Consider the following 18,689-nt stretch of genomic DNA (forward strand, 5'->3'; position numbering starts at 1 on the left):
ATGGAAAAGCTAATCGCACAGATAAAACAAGGTAAAGTGTGGCCGTTTCCAGGTGGCATTCATCCACCGGGACAAAAAACAATTTCCAACAGTCAAGCAATCGCCCGTTTACCTTTGCCTGACAAACTCGTTGTGCCATTAAAACAACATATTGGTGCTAACGGTCAACTGATCGTCGAAAGAGGCCAACAGGTACTTAAAGGGCAAGCACTTACAAAGCCTGTTGCGAATTGGTCGGTGCCAATACACGCCCCCACTTCTGGTACTATTACTGATATTTGCCAAATGCCGTCTGCGCATCCATCGGCATTGCCTGAATTGTGTGTAATTATTGAGCCCGATGGCCAAGATAGCTGGTGTGCGTTAGCACCGGTGACAACACCAAGCCAGCTTTCTCACGAGCAACTTATCGATATAATTCATGACCGTGGTATTGCCGGTATGGGCGGTGCAGGATTCCCAACTTATATTAAAGCAGATAGTCGCAAAGCAATTGAGTATTTTATTGTTAATGCAGTGGAATGTGAGCCCTATATTACTGCTGATGATGTACTAATGCGTGAGCATGCTGCAGGCATTATTGCTGGCATAGAGATCATGCAGCAATTGCTTACACCAACACTTACTATCGTTGGTATAGAAGATAACAAACCAGAGGCCATCGCAGCCATGCAGGCAGCGGCTGAGTATAATGACAAAATAATCATTCAAACAGTTCCTACTGTTTATCCTTCTGGTGGTGAAAAGCAATTAATTAAGCTACTTACCAATAAAGAAGTCCCTAGTGGGGGAATTCCAGCAGATATCGGTGTGTTAGTACAAAACGTCGGCACTTTATTTGCTGTTCATCAAGCTGTCTATGAAGGTAAGCCACTAATTGAACGTGTTATTACGGTAACAGGTAATACAATTCATAATCCGGGTAATGTATGGGCTTTATTAGGCACTGAAATAAAACATCTACTTGATTGCCAAGGCTTTTCACCAGTGCCACAGCAACGCGTTGTAATGGGCGGCCCTATGATGGGCTTTACTTTGCCAACGGTGCGTATCGGCGTGGTAAAAACCACTAACTGTATTTTAGCCCCAGATCATGATGAGCTGGCAGAGCCCGGCCCTGAAAAAGCCTGTATTCGTTGTAGTGCTTGTGCTGATGCCTGCCCTGCTTCACTGTTGCCTCAGCAATTACAATGGTTTGCTAAATCAAAAGAATACGACAAACTGAAAGAGCATAACCTGTTTGATTGTATTGAATGCGGTGCTTGCGCGTATGTGTGCCCAAGTGAAATTCCGCTGGTGCAGTATTACCGTGTGGCTAAAGTTGAAATAAAAGAACAGCAAGCTGAGCAAGTTAAAGCTGAACGTGCGAAAGAGCGCTTTGAACTTCGAAAACAACGCCTAGAGCGGGAGCAAGAAGCACGACAAAATCGCCATAAACGCAAACCAGCTGCTGAAAAATCGGCTGACGAAAAACAAAAAATTGCCGATGCTCTAGCACGCGTTAAAAACAAACCAGCAAAAGATGACGACAAATCAGCTGTGGCCGCTGCAATTGCTCGCGCCAAAGCTAAAAAACAAAATCAAGAAGCAACGCTTGAACCAGATAACAGTGACGTAGCATTAGAGCGCGCAGCGCGCAAAGAGCAAGCTCGCAAATACAAAGAGCAAAAAGCCGCAAGCAGTACAGCTGCTGATCCGGATGATAAAAAGTCAGCCGTGGCCGCTGCGATTGCCCGCGCTAAAGCGAAAAAAGCGGCGGCATCAGAAGATGAAAGCGATAACACGACTGCTGCACCTACTGATGATAAAAAAGCCGCTGTAGCCGCTGCAATTGCCCGTGCTAAAGCAAAAAAGGCAGCACAGGCTGAACCAGCAGCAAGCGTAGATAACGACAGTTCTGAAAGTGAAGTCGCTACAGCCTCACCTGCCGATGATAAAAAAGCCGCTGTCGCTGCTGCTATTGCTCGTGCAAAAGCGAAAAAGGCAGCACAAGCAGCAAGCGTAGAAAACGACAACTCTGAAAGTGAAGTCGCTACAGCCTCACCTACCGATGATAAAAAAGCCGCTGTCGCTGCCGCCATTGCCCGCGCTAAAGCGAAAAAGGCTGCAAAAGCTGAACAAGCGGCTAGCGTAGAAAACGACAATTCTGAAAGTGAAATCACTACAGCCTCACCTACTGATGATAAAAAAGCCGCTGTCGCTGCTGCTATTGCTCGTGCAAAAGCGAAAAAGGCAGCACAAGCAGCAAGCGTAGAAAACGACAATTCTGAAAGTGAAGTCGCTACAGCCTCACCTGCCGATGATAAAAAAGCCGCTGTCGCTGCCGCTATTGCCCGCGCGAAAGCGAAAAAGGCTGCAAAAGCTGAACAAGCGGCTAGCGAAGAAAACGACGATGCTGAAAATGAAACTTCGGCTACAGCGATAAACGAAGCTGAAATCGCTGAAGATAAACCAGAACAGACCGCACAAGATAAGAAAAAGGCCGCTATTGCCGCTGCGATTGCCCGTGCAAAGGCTAAAAAATTACAACAAGAAGGAAGTGATAAGTAATGAAGCTAACGATGGCCAGTTCGCCGCATAGCCACAGTCATAAATCACTTAGCAGGTTGATGCAAACAGTGATCTTAGCCTGTATTCCTGGACTTATCGCACAACTGTATTTTTTTGGTACGGGTGTATTGATCCAGCTAATTTTAGCGTTAGTCACGGTTAGTATCAGTGAAGCCATTATTATGCTTATTCGCAAGCGCCCTGTATGGCCTGCGCTTGGAGATGGCAGTGCATGGCTTACTGCGGTCTTATTAGCATTAAGTATTCCGCCACTCGCCCCATGGTGGGTTATTGTGATGGGTAGCTTTTTTGCCATCGTCATTGTTAAACAGCTCTATGGTGGCCTTGGTTTCAATTTATTTAACCCTGCCATGGCTGCATACGTGTTATTGCTTATTTCGTTCCCTGTGCAAATGACCACTTGGATGCCAGTTAGTGACTTACTGGCAAACCCAATTAGTCTTACTCAACAGCTTAGCGTTATTTTTAATGGCTTTACCAGTGCAGGTTTTAGTGTTGATCAACTTAGAGTTGGGGTTGATGGCGTAACAATGGCCACACCTTTGGATACCATCAAGACTGATATCGCTCATGGTTTAACCGTATCTGAAAGCATGCAAGCCGCTATTTTTAATAGTTGGTTAGGACAAGGTTGGGGCTGGGTAAATCTTGGCTTTTTAATCGGTGGCTTATACCTTATTAAAGCCAAAGTTATAAATTGGCATATCCCAGTTGGTGTACTTGCATCAATTGCTGTGTGCAGCGCAATTGGTTATATCGCAGCACCTGGTACTGAGCCTGGTATGGTATTTCATTTATTTAGTGGCGCAACCATGTTAGGGGCCTTTTTCATAGCCACGGATCCGGTTTCGGCAGCTACCACTAATCGCGGCCGGTTAATTTACGGCGCATTGATTGGTTTATTAGTTTATTTGATCCGTACTTTTGGCGGTTACCCAGATGCCATGGCGTTTGCTGTGTTACTACTCAATATGGCCGTGCCACTGATAGACTATTACACTCAACCACGTACTTATGGCCATGGGGTGAATAAATGATTATTTCATCAATGACAAAAAATGGCGCTATTTTAGCCCTGTTTGCCCTGCTCACTACCGGCGCTGTTGGTATTATCCATAACCTCACGGCTGACAGTATTGCAGACCAAGAGCGCAAACAACTTTCATTACAGCTGCAAGATGTACTCGCCCCTAATTTTTACGATAATACTCTTTATCAAGATTGTGCCATCATTGATGATCCACTACTTGGTAATAAACCACAAACCGTTTATCGTGCTCGCAAGGGTGGCCAACCTGTTGCTTTAGTAATGCGCCACGTGACGCCAAAAGGTTATAGCGGCGATATTAGTTTATTAACTGCCGTATTTGCAAACGGGGACGTTGCCGGAGTACGTGTTACTAAACACGAAGAAACGCCTGGTCTTGGTGATAAAGTAGAAATGAAAAAATCTCTTTGGATCACCTCATTTAAAGATAAAACTGTACTTGATGACGACGATACTCGCTGGGCAGTAAAAAAAGATGGCGGAGACTTTGATCAATTCACTGGCGCTACCATTACACCACGCGCCGTGGTTGGCTCAGTAAAACACGCTGTGTTATTCTCAAAAAACAATTTCGATGCGGTATTTAGTGCTGATAACGCATGCCAAATAGGTGAGCCATGAGCCAATTAAAAGAACTGTTTAACGAAGGAATGTGGAAAAACAACCCTGCCCTCGTGCAATTACTCGGTTTGTGCCCACTACTGGCCGTAACATCAACGATAACCAATGCGATGGGCCTCGGTTTAGCCACTCTGCTGGTATTAGTTGGCTCGAACGTCACAATTTCTGCGGTGCGTAATTTTGTGCCAAAAGATATCCGTATTCCTGTATTTGTGATGTTTATCGCAGGCTTTGTAACCATAGTGCAGCTATTAATGAATGCCTATACGTTTGGCTTATATCAATCGCTGGGAATATTTATTCCACTGATAGTTACTAACTGCGCTATTATCGGCCGCGCTGAAGCGTATGCCTCTAAGAACCCGATTCATTTATCAGCGTTTGACGGTTTAATGATGGGCTCTGGCTTTATGGTAGTACTGGTTGTGCTTGGCGCAATGCGTGAGCTTATTGGCCAAGGTACCTTATTTGATGGCGCCGATTTACTACTGGGCCCATGGGCATCGGTTTTACGCATTGAAGTATTTAGTTTTGATAATCAATTTTTGCTCGCTATTTTACCACCCGGTGCATTTTTAGGTTTGGGCTTACTGATTGCTGCTAAAAATGTCATTGATGCGCAAATAAAAGCAAAGCAAGTAGCACCACCAGTGGCCGAAAAAGGCCCACGAGCAAGGGTCACCAGTTTAACTTAAGGGGAAGCGCACAGTATTTACTGTGCGTTTAAGTTGCATGAATAAAGAAAAACGATACGAAATACTCTCTCGCTTGCGCGAGCAAAACCCACATCCAGAAACCGAGCTTGAATATTCAAGCCCGTTTGAACTGTTAGTTGCGGTAACGCTATCAGCACAAGCAACTGACGTTGGGGTAAATAAAGCCACCCGTAAGCTCTTTCCCGTCGCCAATACGCCGCAAGCAATTTTAGATTTAGGCCACGATAAACTTCGCGATTACATTAAAACCATCGGTTTGTTTAATTCTAAAGCTGCCAATGTGTACAAAATGTGCCAAATTTTAGTTGATAAGCACAACAGCGAAGTGCCTGAGAATCGTGAAGCCCTAGAAGCCCTACCCGGCGTTGGCCGTAAAACTGCCAATGTGGTACTCAACACCGCCTTCGGCTGGCCGACAATCGCGGTAGATACCCACATAGACCGCGTATCAAACCGCACTAAATTTGCTATGGGTAAGAACGTTGTTGAAGTCGAAAAAAAGCTATTAAAAGTTGTACCAGCAGAGTTTAAAGTAGATGTACATCACTGGCTCATTTTACATGGACGTTATACCTGTGTGGCGCGTAAGCCAAAGTGTGGCAGCTGTATAATTGAAGATTTATGTGAGTTTAAAGAAAAGACTGAGTAACTAATTTTTAATTGAAATATTAAGATAATCATACGATATGTGCCCTACGTATGATTATCTTAATTTGAAAACCTCAAATAAACGCTTAACCTTTAAACATTACCGGACATAAACTCTATACTCCCAAGGCGCCAACTTAAGGCTTGCGTCTTCAGTAAGCGTTGCCTTTTGTTTGCTAAATAGCTCTGTATATACTCCAGCTGTTTGTGGACCCATAAATTGAATATCTTGCTCTTTATCAGAAAAATTAATCATAACAAACACTTTATCTTTGGTATTTTCGCGGATAAAACTAAACACCTCTGTCGGATTAGTATTATAAATACGCTCCATTGTCGCGCCATATTTACCATGCCACAACGCACTATTTTGTTTCTGCAAAGCTAAGAGCTTCTGAATCAATGGCTTAAATTTATGTTCTTTCCATTCGATAGGATCTTTTTCAAAAAACTCAAGCCGCTTAATATTCCCAGCTTCAAGTCCATTATAAATTAATGGCATACCTTCACCGACAATAGACAATACGATTGCTGTCGCTACTTTTTCTTCGCTACCATAACGCTCAAACACGGTTCCTTCCCATGAATTAGCATCGTGATTTGAAACATACGTCATCCGATAGCTATTTTTCGGATACGCTCCCTCATTCCATGAATAGTATACAAACAATCTATTTAAATCAGCGTGACCACTTAAAATATCATGAATAGCTTCCTGCCAAGACCATGCATAAGTAGCATCAAAAGCTTTAGCATGTAAATCACGCATTTCCCATTCAGCTAACATAAAAACGGGCTTGATCGCGTCTAGCTCCGCCCTAACGTTTTCCCAAAAATCGAGAGGAACAAAACCTGCCACATCACATCGATAGCCATCAATATTTACTTCTTTGACCCAATACTTCATTGCATTAGTCATGTATTCACGCATTTCTGGTACGTTATAATCAAAGTCGATTATGTCTGACCAATCCCACCACGGTGTGGGTTGAAAGTTACCTTGCGAATTTTTTGTATACCAATTTGGATGCTTATGTCTTAATTCATTATCCCAAGCACTATGATTTGCTACCCAATCTAAAATAACGTACATACCTAATTCGTGAGCAGCGTTAACAAAGCTTTTTAAGTCATCTAAGGTACCAAACTCCGGATTAACACCGTAGTAATCTTTTACTGAATAAGGGCTACCCAGCGACCCTTTTCTGTTTTCTTTGCCAATCGGATGAATGGGCATTAACCAAAGAATGTCGACGCCAAGTTCTTTTAATCGTGGTAGTTGGTGCTCAGCGGCTGCAAATGTTCCTTCAGGTGTGAACTGTCGTGTATTAATTTGATAAAAACTTGCGTTCTTACTCCACTGAGGATGCGTTAACTTCACATATTCTTGTGGAACATAATTAGAGGAAATATTTGTTGTCTTAGTTTTTTTACTTATATTAGTGCAGGCACACAGCCCTAAAAATAGTAATATTATTGAAAGGTTTTTCATTTATAAAGCCTCTTAAACGATTAAGTTTTAACAATATGCGATGTAGCGAAATTATTTTCAACAAACTATTAACATGAATACGTATGTAAGTCTTAATACCTATCTACGATAATTATCATTCGGTTGGCCTACCATCGCGGTAGATACGCATATATTCCGTGTATCAAACCGTACTAAGCTTGCCATGGGTAAAGACGTGGTAGCCGTTGAGCAAAAGCTCGAAAAAGTGATCCCCAAAGAATTTAAAGTAGATGTACATCACTGGCTCATACTGCACGGACGTTATACCTGTGTTGCCCGTAAACCAAAATGTGGCAGCTGTATTATTGAAGATTTGTGTGAGTTCAAGGATAAAACTGAATAATGTTTATTCTTTTTTGAGCCAATAAGTAAACTTTAAGTTTTTATCTTTGCTGTTGGTTTTTTGCATGCATTATTTAACTGCTAATGACTAACTAATTACATTAAAATGACGGTATTCTTAATTCAATTTTTAGTACTTCGATTTTAAGTAAAGAAAACAATAAATTTCCTAAAAAATGCTTGTACATAGCTTCTATTTCTTCTTTAGATATAGTTCCACCACGTATAAGGACTTCTTGCCGCTCAGCTGGCTCTTTTATGATAAACCCGGTAGAACTGAACCCATTTTTTTCATAAAACGCTTTGCGCTTAACTCTTTGTTGATAGTTTTCTGTCTTTTCATCAAGCTCCTCAATAGTGAGTACTATTCTTTTATTCGAATGCTTTTCATTCATAGAATCCATTACTTTGCTTCCGTAACCACTTGAGCGGAGCAATTCAGATATAGCAAAAAACTTTACACAGATAATTTGTTTATATTCTTTAGTGTAGAGAAAACCAACCCATTTATTATGATCATAAATAATATCAAAGCCATTTTTTCCATTCCTCATTCTGTATTTAACAAGCCATTCTGGTAGTCTGTGAACTTTTGGAAAAGCTTCGAAAAAAAAGTCTATAACTTTTGAATAGTTAAAATCATGTTTGTTAAGTGGGCGAAAAGTGATCATCATATTAACCCTGCAAGCCAATCAACAGTTAAGATAGTAGTAAAAACCTTTAATCCAATCAAACCGAAAAATATGAATATAAATGTAACTTTAATTTTTTTACTTTTTATATTATTCCAAGATAGAAGTTTTGCTTGAAATTCACTTTTTAGCTCATCAATATCCTCTTTCATACATAATTCCCTATCTCGTGCTGTAATTATATCAACTACAACACAGTTAATATGAGTTACCAAATTAACTTTGTAACTAAAAGTTCCGATGATGCCTAATGCAAACACATGATCTTTGCTCTTTAGGATTTCAACTACCAACATTTTGAAAGCTAGTTAATCTGCCTTCCTTATATTTAAGTTGGCCAACCATTGCTGTAGATACGCATATATTCCGTGTATCAAACCGTACTAAGCTTGCTATGGGTAAAGACGTGGTTGCGGTTGAACAAAAACTTGAAAAAGTGATCCCCAAAGAATTTAAAGTAGACGTACATCACTGGCTCATTTTACATGGACGTTATACCTGTGTGGCGCGTAAGCCAAAGTGTGGCAGCTGTATTATTGAAGACTTATGTGAGTTTAAAGATAAAACGGAATAATCAAAGCCTGCTTTGTGCTATGAACGGACATTGAGGCGTAACTCGTTTCTGCCCCAAAAAGTGTTAACGTAAATACTCTAAAGATCTATTTTCAGAGATAGCTAAACATTGAGGTTGGCTAAAAATAAGAGTTAATTGATTTCCATACTGTGTAGCATGCGCATATATTCAAGAAAATGAGCGACGAGCGCATTTTCTTTTCCTGAATACCTTAGTGTCAATAAAAATATTATATTTGGCACTGTGTTACGTTATTTGTTAAAAATAGATTTATTAATATGCGCGTAACATCGGCAAAAAGATGCGTGACGGGCGCACTATAAAATTATTAGGCATCTGGAGAAAATAATGAACAAAACGTTAGAGTCGTTGTTAATAGCGGCAGTCATTGAGTTAAAAGGGGATGGCGAAGGTGTTGTTCTGGATGTTCTTCCTAAAGTGATGAAGTTGATATTAGCTCAAAGTGAGTTATTTGAGAAAGTACCAGAAAAAGTCTACATATCGTCAGAAGAACTAAGTGAAGTTGATAAGCGCAGTCCAGCAGGTTTTGGACTTGCTAGAGATATAACTACTGCGAGGGGAGCGACAGTAGATAATGTAATCGAACATTTTGAGCATGATGCGATAATGCTTAAAGATAGATTGCATGCATCAGCGTTCGGTAGAATGAGCTACATATATAGGTCGAAAGGTGAACGATTATACCTATTTAGTAATGAGGAGCTTAAAATATTAACTCCTTATTCGTACATAGATCATCATGGATTTCAACTGGATAATGAATCGGTAGATCAAGATATTGGCATTGAGCAATTTACTAGTTACGAACAAATTCAAGATTTCTTTCGCTGGGCGCTAGAGGATTACTCGCCTGAAGAAAATACTAGGTTCATTTGTGGTGATCTTATTGAGATGTTAGTAAGTTTGAAAAAGCCGTTTCACAAGGATTTCTATCTTGAGTACCTTCTCACACCAGCAGATGTCGACCTGTTATCAGACTTTTCTCAACAAATAAAGCATGAACTATGGGATATTTGTCTCTCTCAGGCATTTACTGACACATGGGGTGCAGAAGTACAAAATGCATGTATGAACATCCTATCACAAGCAGGAGTCCCACCAACTTCAGGCCAGTTAGTTACTTATATTAAAGGAATACAGCCAGCTGATTCGGGTATTGAATTGATACTTAATCGATTAAACCAGCTAGAGAGTAATGTAATTGAAACTGTCAAAGACGCTAGTAAACCTGAAACTAATGAAATATTCGAGTTGAAGCCAAATATTGCCGGTATAGGTATTAATGGCAATGAGTTGTACAAGCAGTTGAAGTATTGGTGGGCAAATCGTTAGTGGATACCTAATCGGGTAGCCGGAGGTCTCTAACCTCCAGCCCCCACACCACCCATCATGCGGGTCCGCAATGGGCGGTTCATCTCCCGTAGTGAATATTGATCCAAATATCTCTTAATGACGCTAAACCTTGTGACGCTAGATAGTCATTGCCTATCGCAATGTTAATTCCTTTTGTTTTTGAGCTTCTACAAGGGCCTTTACTGGTGATACCACATGCAATGGCGAGTCGTTCGCTAACACCCAATTTCATTAAACTGCGTACTTTGGTGCGAGGTTTACGCCATTGCCGCCAGTAGCACATTCTTATCCTACGGCGGATCCAGTGATCTAAATCCACCGTTAGCTGATAAGCGTTGGCTATTAGGTAGTAGTGTCCCCAGCCGCGCAAATACTGTGTGAGTTTATGAATTTGTAGGGTCATTGAGATCCCCCAGTTGCGGTTAGTGAGCTCCCTGACATTTGCTTTAAATTTCTTTAGCGCCTGTTCGTGGATCTGCACTTGACCGTAGCGGAAGGTAAACCCGAGAAATTTCGAGCCTGATACTGGACCGACCCGACTTTTCGATTCATTCACTTTGAGTTTTAATCGCTTAGTGATGAACGCAGTAATTTCCCGTTGGATTATTAGTCCTTCGCTTTTCGTTTTTACTAAAATGATTATGTCATCAGCGTAACGGGCAAACTTAAGGTGTTTGTAGGCTAGCTTCTTATCTAATTCATCGAGTAAAATATTGGAAAGTAAAGGGGATAATGGCCCACCTTGAGGGACTCCTTTGGTTGACTCAAACCACAGACCTGTTTCGCACTCTGCTACTCCCACTCGTAGGTATTTACCGAGTAGGCGCATGAGTGCTTTGTCTTTGATTTTACGACCAACACGATTCATTAGCATGTCATGGTTTACTTCATCAAAGAACTTAGACAAGTCGATATCAACCGCTGTTTTATAACCTTGTTTAACACAAAATTGAACATGGTTCACTGCTTGACTGGCTCTTTTATGAGGACGATAACCATAACTATGTGGTGAAAATTGAGTCTCAAAGTAAGGGCTGATCACTTGAGCAATGGCTTGTTGGATCACTCTGTCGATAACAGAAGGGATCCCAAGCATTCGCTCACCGCCATCGGGTTTGGGTATCATCACGCGTTTGACTGGCAAGGGTTGATAAGTGCCGTTAAGTAATTGTTGTTTAATACTCAGCCAATGTAACTTAGCGAAGTGATTAAACTCTTCAATACTCATATTATCAATACCCGCAGCCCCTTTATTGCGCTTAACATGTTGCCATGCTGCACCAATATTGTGGTTGCTTAGTACCCTTGCCATCAGGTCATGATCTGTTTGGCTATATTCATTCGAGGTATTATTCACAGTAGAACGCTGTTCATCACTATCGCAACACGGTGATCTATGTGAATTCAAGTTCATTTGTAGTATCTCCTCTGGTTAAGATGTTCGGGCCTTCACCGTGTCCCCTCCATTACGATGGGCGTTTGGCTACTATGCCGTCTGCTGACTTCTGATAAATCACTCTAGCGATTACTCGATAAAGCGCGTCTAAACTAACGCTTGTTTACTGCTATTTCGCTCGCTGTAGGTCGCAGCAACCAAAGCGCCAAGGGTTGATCAACCAGTCCCTAACTGGTAATCTCCAAGCGTTAGCGCGGATGCGTGTTTATCAGATCTCCCCGAATAAGGTGCATCGACTTTCTCTGCACAACTGCATCATTTACGGTGGCCGTTAGATCACATGACTTCGCTATCTTGTGCTAGCTCGTCTTCAGCCTACGCCTCATATGATGTTTTTGTTCATCAGCTCGCAGATTTGCTAGCGGCTTCCTCCAGACTATCTCTCGCGATTTAGCCCTTGCCATTCGCTAGTAGTTATCGTTTAATAACAGTATGTTATTTAAACGGTGATCTTCCTACAGAGGACTTTCACCTCATAAGTCAATGCCCATGTCGGGCGTACACAAAGCCATCAGAACGACCATCAACGCTTAGCATGCTAGGTTTCAATTGACTTCGGTGTTTACGGTGGTTAATTAAATATTGTCGTAATGCGTTGCTGGCGTTTTATCGGAGGCGTTACCGAATAAATACTCTAACATGATTTTGTCCAAAAACGAGTTTACCCAACCGTCTGCTTCTCGCTTAAAGCAGTCTTGCAAAAGTCTACGTTCATTATATTTTGGCTGGCCCACCATCGCTGTAGATACGCATATATTCCGTGTATCAAACCGTACTAAGCTTGCCATGGGTAAAGACGTGGTTGCGGTTGAACAAAAACTCGAAAAAGTGATCCCCAAAGAATTTAAAGTAGACGTACACCACTGGCTAATTCTGCACGGCCGCTACGTGTGTACCGCCCGTAAGCCTAAATGTGGCAGCTGTATTATTGAAGATTTGTGCGAGTTTAAAGAGAAAACAGAGTAATTTCTGTCTGCTACGATACGATAGCGAACGTTACCTTTCTAGCTAATCTATAGAACGATTTTCTTTTACCCTGTCAAATAACCCCTTGTAATAACAGTAAATATCTTGTATGGTTATTTTAGGTTCGTCACCTAGACCTTCCATGTGGTCAACGACGATTATATTTTTGTTAGCTTATCAGGTGGTTTTGGTGCTAGCGCGAATGGAACGTAGTGAAGCATAAATATGTTTTCTTTATCATATTTACAAACACAAGGCTGCCATGTGCATAGGATTAACAATGATGGGACAAGATACACCTAAATTTCCAATATACCCTTCTCAACTCAAACAATTTAAAGAAAAATCAGAAAAGATTGTATGGGCTTTAAACCGTGCTAATCTCGTAAAAAGTAATCTATCTTCTTTTAAAAGAAATGATGCTTTAGCTCGAACGCTCGGATACAAATCGCACAGTGATCTGGTTTTTAGTTCAAAGGCTAGGCAACAAGCAGATAAGATCAAACCATTAATTATTTTTTCAGATGAAAAAATATCTAAGAGGATAGCAACAACCTTTTGGCAGGAATTTGATGGTAAAGAGAGTTCATATAAATTATTTCAAAGTGTTGTTAATCAACTTGGGAACCAAGAGGTAGATTGGGAGCAAGGAGTAGCTAGCTTTTCAGATGATAAGCATAAAATATACATCATGATTTCATTGAATACTGATGGCATAAAATTAATCAATATAGGCAGTAAATACCTTCTCAATCTTGATTGGCAATCTAGCATTTTAATTGGAGACGTTTACGGTTTTTCTGGTAGGGATAATTTAATAGACCTTCTGGAAGATTATGTCGATAAACCTTTGTTAATCGAAGGCATTGAAGAGGGAAATGAATATTTGCCTACAAAAGCATTACTAAAGAATCTGAATGATTTCCCTGGCCCTTTGCTTCGTTCTTTATATTATGAAGCGGAAGACCAAAACAGAGAATACATCAATAGTTTGCCACAGAATAAACACTTAAAAAGTTTATTTGATTGATGAATAATACTCAAAGGACTTCCCCCGTCTCTTTAGAGACGGGTATACTAAGTAATCAATTTCTGTTGGATTTAAGTTAACTTATTAAATCTAGGTGAAATAAACTAGCTCATATCCATAACCGACTAGGGAAGACGTAGTCCGTATTGAGCTAAAACATTGAGTGAATTTTCATTACATCTCTATTTGCACCGCGAGTACAACACTTAACGTCCGCTTATGGCTAAAAGCAGCTTATAAGTTTTACCTTTGACTATCTACGTTCATTATATTTTGGCTGGCCGACAATTGCAGTTGATACGCATATTTTCCGTGTATCAAACCGTACTAAGCTTGCTATGGGTAAAGACGTGGTTGCGGTTGAACAAAAACTTGAAAAAGTGATCCCCAAAGAATTTAAAGTAGACGTGCACCACTGGCTCATTTTACATGGACGTTATACCTGTGTGGCGCGTAAGCCAAAGTGTGGCAGCTGTATTATTGAAGACTTGTGTGAGTTTAAAGAAAAGACTGATTAGATAAATACCAAAATCTATCAATAGCACAGGCTCATTTTTCGATATCCTTTAACTAAATTTGAATAAAATCTTTTTATACGTACAAATGTATTAGCAATTATTAGAACATTTTCAGAGTATTAATTTCACAAGTCTCAATCCTTTAGTTATGCTGTTGAGCATTATGAAATTTTATTGCGAGAATTCTTATGCTACCTATACTTCGTATCTTGTTAATTGAGCAAGACCCCGCCACCTTGCAAGAGCTTTCTACTAATCTGTCGAAAACCATCCCAAATTTTGAGCGAGATGATATTCATATCGATATTATTGAGCGTCTTGAGCTAAAACAAGCGTTGGACATTGTAGAGGAAGATGGCGATATTCAGGCCGTGGTACTTAGCTGGGATTTGCAAAATAAGGTTGGCGAACGCACTTATAGTCGCTTTATCGAGCAGTTAAAGGGGATCCGCCTTGAGTTGCCCGTTTATGTTATTGGCGATGATACGAAAGGGCTAGAAATCGTTAATGAGTCGGAGGAGATTGAGTCTTTCTTCTTTAAAGATGAGGTGATTTCTGATCCTGAAGCAATTTTAGGCTATATGATCAACGACTTTGATGACCGCTCAGAAACCCCATTTTGGACGGCGTATCGCCGTTATGTTGGCGAAGCAAACGATTCGTGGCATACACCCGGCCACAGCGGCGGTTCAAGCTTTAGAAACTCCCCTTATATCAAAGATTTTTATCAGTTTTATGGTCGCAATGTGTTCGTTGGCGATCTGTCGGTTTCAGTCGATTCGTTAGGTTCATTGTCAGATAGCACCAATACCATTGGCCGTGCGCAAGAGTCAGCAGCGGCGACGTTTGAAGTAAAGCATACCTATTTTGTGACTAACGGTTCATCAACTTCAAATAAAATCATCTTGCAAACACTGCTGCGTAAGGGCGATAAAGTGATCATCGACCGCAATTGCCATAAGTCTGTGCACTATGGCATTTTGCAATCAGCGAGTTTACCTGTTTATTTGTCGAGTATTTTAAATCCTAAATATGGCATCTTCGCGCCGCCATCGTTGGCCGATATAAAACAGGCGATAGAACAAAATACCGATGCGAAGTTGCTGGTGCTCACGGGTTGTACTTACGATGGTTTGCTTAGCGATCTGAAACAAGTGGTCGAGTTTGCCCATCAACATGGTATTAAAGTGTTTATCGACGAGGCCTGGTTTGCTTATTCCCTTTTCCACCCAAGCTTGCGTTATTATTCAGCAATCCATGCTGGCGCTGACTACGTCACTCATTCAGCGCATAAAGTGGTATCGGCGTTTTCTCAAGCGTCTTATATTCATGTAAACGATCCCGATTTCGATGCCGATTTCTTTCGCGAGATTTACAGTATCTACGCCAGTACATCGCCTAAGTATCAGCTTATTGCGTCGCTTGACGTGTGCCAAAAACAATTGGAGATGGAAGGCTATAAATTACTCAATGCCTTGTTAAACCATGTGGACGAATTTAAACAACAAATGGCCTCACTCAAGCATATTAAAGTGCTTGGTAAGCAAGACTTTATGGAAATATTTCCGCACTTTAGTGGCGATAACATGGGCCACGATCCACTGAAGATCCTTATCGATATTAGCGAGTTACCTTATTCATTAAAGGATATTCATAAATTCCTACTGGATGAAATTGGCCTAGAAATAGAAAAATATACTCACAGTACCATTTTAGTTTTACTTACGCTTGGCGGCACCCGTTCAAAGATCATTCGTTTATACAATGCATTGAAAAAGCTGGATAGCGGTAAGGTGAAGTTGTCAAAATCGACGCGACGTTCACGCTTGCCGGAGAATTTACCTGCTATAGACTTAGCCTGTATTCCAAGTGATGCTTTTTATGGCGAGCGCGAATCTGTGCCTATCGGTAAAAGTAACAACCGTATTTGTGCCGGTTTAGTTACCCCCTATCCGCCAGGCATTCCTCTTTTGGTGCCGGGACAGCATATTACAGAGGAACATATAGAGTACCTTAAAGAGTTAGCAGGACAAGGTTTGACGATTCAAGGGAGTTTTGATGGTGAAATCTATGTTCTTAAGGGCAAAGTTCAAAAGTAAAAATATACTTTAATACAGTCGAACTCCTTATAACTAAACAGCAATGTCACACGATATTGCTGTTTAGTGCGTTATAATTCTAGGCCACTTTAATAGAACTTGGTGTGCTAAGCTCATGTTAGTATTAGGTAATATCACGTCAGAATTTAAAGATAAGACAGAGTAAATAATACGAAGTATAGTAGATTAAAGAACTGACCCTGACACTACAAAAATAAATGAAGCGGATGCGTAATAATGCTAGTTAAGAACAAAAAAACGCTTACTTTAATGCGCATTGCTGCATTTATTGTCACCATCATGAGCATATACTTTTTTGCCCCTTGGAAATTTGCTTTATATTACTTGCAACCGCTACCGGCGACGATCAAAGAACAAACACAAGAGGCTATTGAACAAGGAGTCGATGGCATTATTGTGTATATTCATAGACAAGGACAGCAACCTGAATTTTTTGCAAACGGTTGGCATAATCGAGATCAAAAAATCCCCGCTTACCCTAGTGCACTTTTTAAAATTGGCAGCATTCGAAAGTTATATGATGCAGCAGCTTTAACCAAACTTTCAGCCGCTGGACGTATTGATGTAGATAAAACACTGGCTGATTATCTTCCATCATTAATTGGACGCATTGAAAACGCAGATAAAATAACACTACGAATGATGGTAAAACACAAAAGTGGCATACCCAATTACACAGACACTGATAATTTCGATTGGTCAATCACCTACCCTGACCCACTTGCATTAGTACTCGATAAACCCGCTGATTTTAGCCCTGATGCTGATTACAGCTATTCTAATACCAATTATTTGTTGCTGCGAAAAATTATGTCTAACGTGCTGGGTTATGATCATAACCAATATATTAAAGATGTAATTTTAACGCCACTGGGCCTAACGCATACGTTTTCATCTGTACATGAAATCAATTTAGTAGATTTGATGAGTGGTTACTACGTAGGTTATGAGAATGACTTTAAAGCACTCGATCAAGGGTATGTGGCAACAGCACAAGATGTGGGCGACTTTATTGTGGCATTAAATAATGGCACATTTTTTAGTGAACAAGAGCAAGCTTTGTACGCATCACTCTATAAATATGAGCACACAGGTTGGGTATTAGGGTATTCAAGCATTGCTCGTTATTATAAAGATATCGATACAGTCGTTGTGCAGTTTATAAATACTAATGGCGATGATACTGTGATGCTCACAGAAATAATTTATAATCGGATTATTGATATTTTAACTGCGCAGCAGTAGTAGTTAAAACTAGCTGCGTTATAAAAATTTATATGAATTTTAAAGAGGATTTAAATGCGTTTACTACACACCATGTTACGGGTTGCTGATCTAGATAAATCAATTGCGTTTTATACTCAAGTACTCGGCATGAAAGAGTTACGCCGTGCTGATAACGAAGAGTATCGCTATACCCTAGCCTTCGTAGGCTATGGCGATGAAAAAGACACAGCAGTACTTGAGCTGACCTATAACTGGGATACCGACAGCTATGATTTAGGCAATGCCTATGGTCATATCGCGATTGAATTTGATGATATCTATAAAGCCTGTGCTGATATCAAGGCCGCTGGCGGTAATGTTAGCCGTGAGCCAGGACCTGTTAAAGGCGGCACAACAGAAATTGCTTTTGTAAAAGATCCAGATGGCTACTCAATTGAATTAATTCAGAAGAAAGAAAATATGAGTAAATTTTAGCAAATATATGTAATAGGTTTGCTAATCCGCTTTTTATTTATTTAAGCTCAACTCTGATACGATATTAAAAAAGGTGCTGTATGCACCTTTTTATCGTAATTGACTGTCTTTACTGCCACGTCGGTTAAACCCTTTAGAAAGCGTGCCTTTACCTTCTAGTTCAGCTTGGCAACTTACACAATACTTAACACCAGGTAACGCGAGTCTTCGTGCTTGTGGTATTGGTTCATCACATTCTTCACATAGCTCGGCACTTGCACCAGATATTAAATTGCTTCTTGCATACTGTACTGCGTCGTTAACGCTGGCATCAATTTGATCTTGAATTGCACCATCTCGTGCCCATCCACTTGCCATATAACCTCCTATTTATTTGGACGTTTATATGTACGCTAACATAGATGAAGTTTATTTAAGCTGAATATAAGAAAGAGAAAGATACTAATAAAATTTAGGAATTATTATATAAAAGATTTAATTTTTAGATTTTAACTTGGATGAATAATTCTGAAGTAACTATAGAAATGCAGTTAAATTGATGTTACACGCTTTTTAATAAAAGCCATCTTACTAATAAATAGTAAGTTTCGTCCCAAGAGATTAGTACTCTTGTTAACGTTGTGTATAGAGAGTGCGGTGTCACACTTCCTTACACATTACTTAAAAAAAGTAAATGGCGTCCCCAAGGGGATTCGAACCCCTGTTACCGCCGTGAAAGGGCGGTGTCCTAGGCCTCTAGACGATGGGGACACAGAATATGTGTCACTAGGACAACTGAATGGTTTAACTCGTTTCAGGC

16 protein-coding genes, 1 tRNA gene and 3 pseudogenes are annotated in these 18,689 nt (G+C 40.5%); 14 read left to right on the plus strand and 6 right to left on the minus strand.

Features of this window, described 5'->3' with window-relative positions:
- The 5 genes from rsxC to nth are packed head-to-tail and all read left to right on the plus strand — an operon-like array spanning window position 1 to window position 5,605.
- Entirely contained in the window at window positions 1-2,550 is a 2,550-nt protein-coding gene (gene rsxC, locus H5183_RS19285; protein WP_182732473.1) for an electron transport complex subunit RsxC, read from the plus strand.
- Entirely contained in the window at window positions 2,550-3,608 is a 1,059-nt protein-coding gene (rsxD, locus tag H5183_RS19290) for an electron transport complex subunit RsxD (RefSeq protein ID WP_182732474.1), read from the plus strand. Before rsxC ends, rsxD begins: the two co-directional genes overlap by 1 nt.
- Window positions 3,605-4,240, plus strand: a complete 636-nt coding sequence (gene rsxG / locus H5183_RS19295) for an electron transport complex subunit RsxG (protein WP_182732475.1) — start codon at window positions 3,605-3,607, stop codon at window positions 4,238-4,240. The genes rsxD and rsxG overlap by 4 nt, the downstream gene beginning before the upstream one ends.
- Window positions 4,237-4,935 (plus strand): electron transport complex subunit E, encoded by a 699-nt coding sequence (locus tag H5183_RS19300; RefSeq protein ID WP_145240717.1) that lies wholly within the window; start codon window positions 4,237-4,239, stop codon window positions 4,933-4,935. The genes rsxG and H5183_RS19300 overlap by 4 nt, the downstream gene beginning before the upstream one ends.
- A gap of 37 nt (window positions 4,936-4,972) precedes the next feature.
- A complete protein-coding gene (gene nth / locus H5183_RS19305; RefSeq protein WP_145240715.1) occupies window positions 4,973-5,605 on the plus strand; it encodes an endonuclease III in 633 nt (210 codons plus the stop codon).
- Window positions 5,606-5,704: 99 nt separating this feature from the next.
- Here nth and H5183_RS19310 read toward each other — a convergent pair whose 3' ends face one another.
- On the minus strand, window positions 5,705-7,096 hold the full coding sequence (locus H5183_RS19310) for an alpha-amylase family glycosyl hydrolase (protein WP_182732476.1): 1,392 nt from the start codon (window positions 7,094-7,096) through the stop codon (window positions 5,705-5,707).
- 115 nt (window positions 7,097-7,211) lie between these two features.
- Here H5183_RS19310 and H5183_RS19315 point away from each other — a divergent pair.
- Window positions 7,212-7,460, plus strand: a pseudogene (locus tag H5183_RS19315) (endonuclease III); the annotation flags it as partial.
- Between the two features lie 100 nt (window positions 7,461-7,560).
- Here the strand turns inward: H5183_RS19315 and H5183_RS19320 are convergent.
- Together H5183_RS19320 and H5183_RS19325 are read right to left on the minus strand one after the other, a co-directional pair.
- Complete coding sequence (locus H5183_RS19320) at window positions 7,561-8,133, minus strand: GNAT family N-acetyltransferase (protein ID WP_182732477.1); 573 nt, start codon at window positions 8,131-8,133, stop codon at window positions 7,561-7,563.
- Window positions 8,130-8,447 (minus strand): hypothetical protein, encoded by a 318-nt coding sequence (locus tag H5183_RS19325; protein WP_149980691.1) that lies wholly within the window; start codon window positions 8,445-8,447, stop codon window positions 8,130-8,132. Before H5183_RS19325 ends, H5183_RS19320 begins: the two co-directional genes overlap by 4 nt.
- A gap of 38 nt (window positions 8,448-8,485) precedes the next feature.
- On the opposite strand from H5183_RS19325, the pseudogene H5183_RS19330 reads away from it, so the two are divergent.
- Together H5183_RS19330 and H5183_RS19335 are read left to right on the plus strand one after the other, a co-directional pair.
- A pseudogene (locus tag H5183_RS19330) lies at window positions 8,486-8,725 on the plus strand (endonuclease III); the annotation flags it as partial.
- Between the two features lie 348 nt (window positions 8,726-9,073).
- Complete coding sequence (locus tag H5183_RS19335; RefSeq protein WP_182732478.1) at window positions 9,074-10,078, plus strand: hypothetical protein; 1,005 nt, start codon at window positions 9,074-9,076, stop codon at window positions 10,076-10,078.
- Window positions 10,079-10,157: 79 nt separating this feature from the next.
- Here the strand turns inward: H5183_RS19335 and ltrA are convergent, their stop codons facing one another.
- The gene (ltrA, locus tag H5183_RS19340; protein ID WP_257326240.1) at window positions 10,158-11,513 is read right to left on the minus strand and encodes a group II intron reverse transcriptase/maturase; all 1,356 of its coding nucleotides are present in this window, start codon (window positions 11,511-11,513) and stop codon (window positions 10,158-10,160) included.
- A 681-nt stretch (window positions 11,514-12,194) separates the two neighbouring features.
- Here ltrA and H5183_RS19345 point away from each other — a divergent pair.
- The 6 genes and pseudogenes from H5183_RS19345 to gloA all read left to right on the plus strand — a co-directional run bounded on the left by H5183_RS19345 (window position 12,195) and on the right by gloA (window position 17,890).
- Window positions 12,195-12,521: a hypothetical protein gene (locus H5183_RS19345; protein WP_404936111.1), complete on the plus strand. Its 327-nt coding sequence runs from the start codon at window positions 12,195-12,197 to the stop codon at window positions 12,519-12,521.
- Between the two features lie 280 nt (window positions 12,522-12,801).
- Window positions 12,802-13,551, plus strand: a complete 750-nt coding sequence (locus H5183_RS19350; protein WP_182732479.1) for a hypothetical protein — start codon at window positions 12,802-12,804, stop codon at window positions 13,549-13,551.
- Window positions 13,552-13,823: 272 nt separating this feature from the next.
- Window positions 13,824-14,069 (plus strand): annotated as a pseudogene (locus H5183_RS19355) (endonuclease III); the annotation flags it as partial.
- Window positions 14,070-14,257: 188 nt separating this feature from the next.
- Complete coding sequence (locus H5183_RS19360; protein ID WP_182732480.1) at window positions 14,258-16,168, plus strand: aminotransferase class V-fold PLP-dependent enzyme; 1,911 nt, start codon at window positions 14,258-14,260, stop codon at window positions 16,166-16,168.
- Between the two features lie 234 nt (window positions 16,169-16,402).
- On the plus strand, window positions 16,403-17,434 hold the full coding sequence (locus H5183_RS19365) for a serine hydrolase (protein WP_182732483.1): 1,032 nt from the start codon (window positions 16,403-16,405) through the stop codon (window positions 17,432-17,434).
- A 54-nt stretch (window positions 17,435-17,488) separates the two neighbouring features.
- Window positions 17,489-17,890: a lactoylglutathione lyase gene (gene gloA, locus H5183_RS19370; protein ID WP_145240703.1), complete on the plus strand. Its 402-nt coding sequence runs from the start codon at window positions 17,489-17,491 to the stop codon at window positions 17,888-17,890.
- A 90-nt stretch (window positions 17,891-17,980) separates the two neighbouring features.
- Here gloA and H5183_RS19375 read toward each other — a convergent pair whose 3' ends face one another.
- Together H5183_RS19375 and H5183_RS19380 are read right to left on the minus strand one after the other, a co-directional pair.
- The gene (locus H5183_RS19375) at window positions 17,981-18,247 is read right to left on the minus strand and encodes a DksA/TraR family C4-type zinc finger protein (RefSeq protein ID WP_182732481.1); all 267 of its coding nucleotides are present in this window, start codon (window positions 18,245-18,247) and stop codon (window positions 17,981-17,983) included.
- Between the two features lie 317 nt (window positions 18,248-18,564).
- Window positions 18,565-18,640, minus strand: a tRNA-Glu gene (locus H5183_RS19380).
- Window positions 18,641-18,689 lie beyond the last annotated feature (49 nt).

The organism is Pseudoalteromonas sp. SR44-8 (genome assembly GCF_014163635.1).
Lineage (GTDB): Bacteria > Pseudomonadota > Gammaproteobacteria > Enterobacterales > Alteromonadaceae > Pseudoalteromonas > Pseudoalteromonas rhizosphaerae.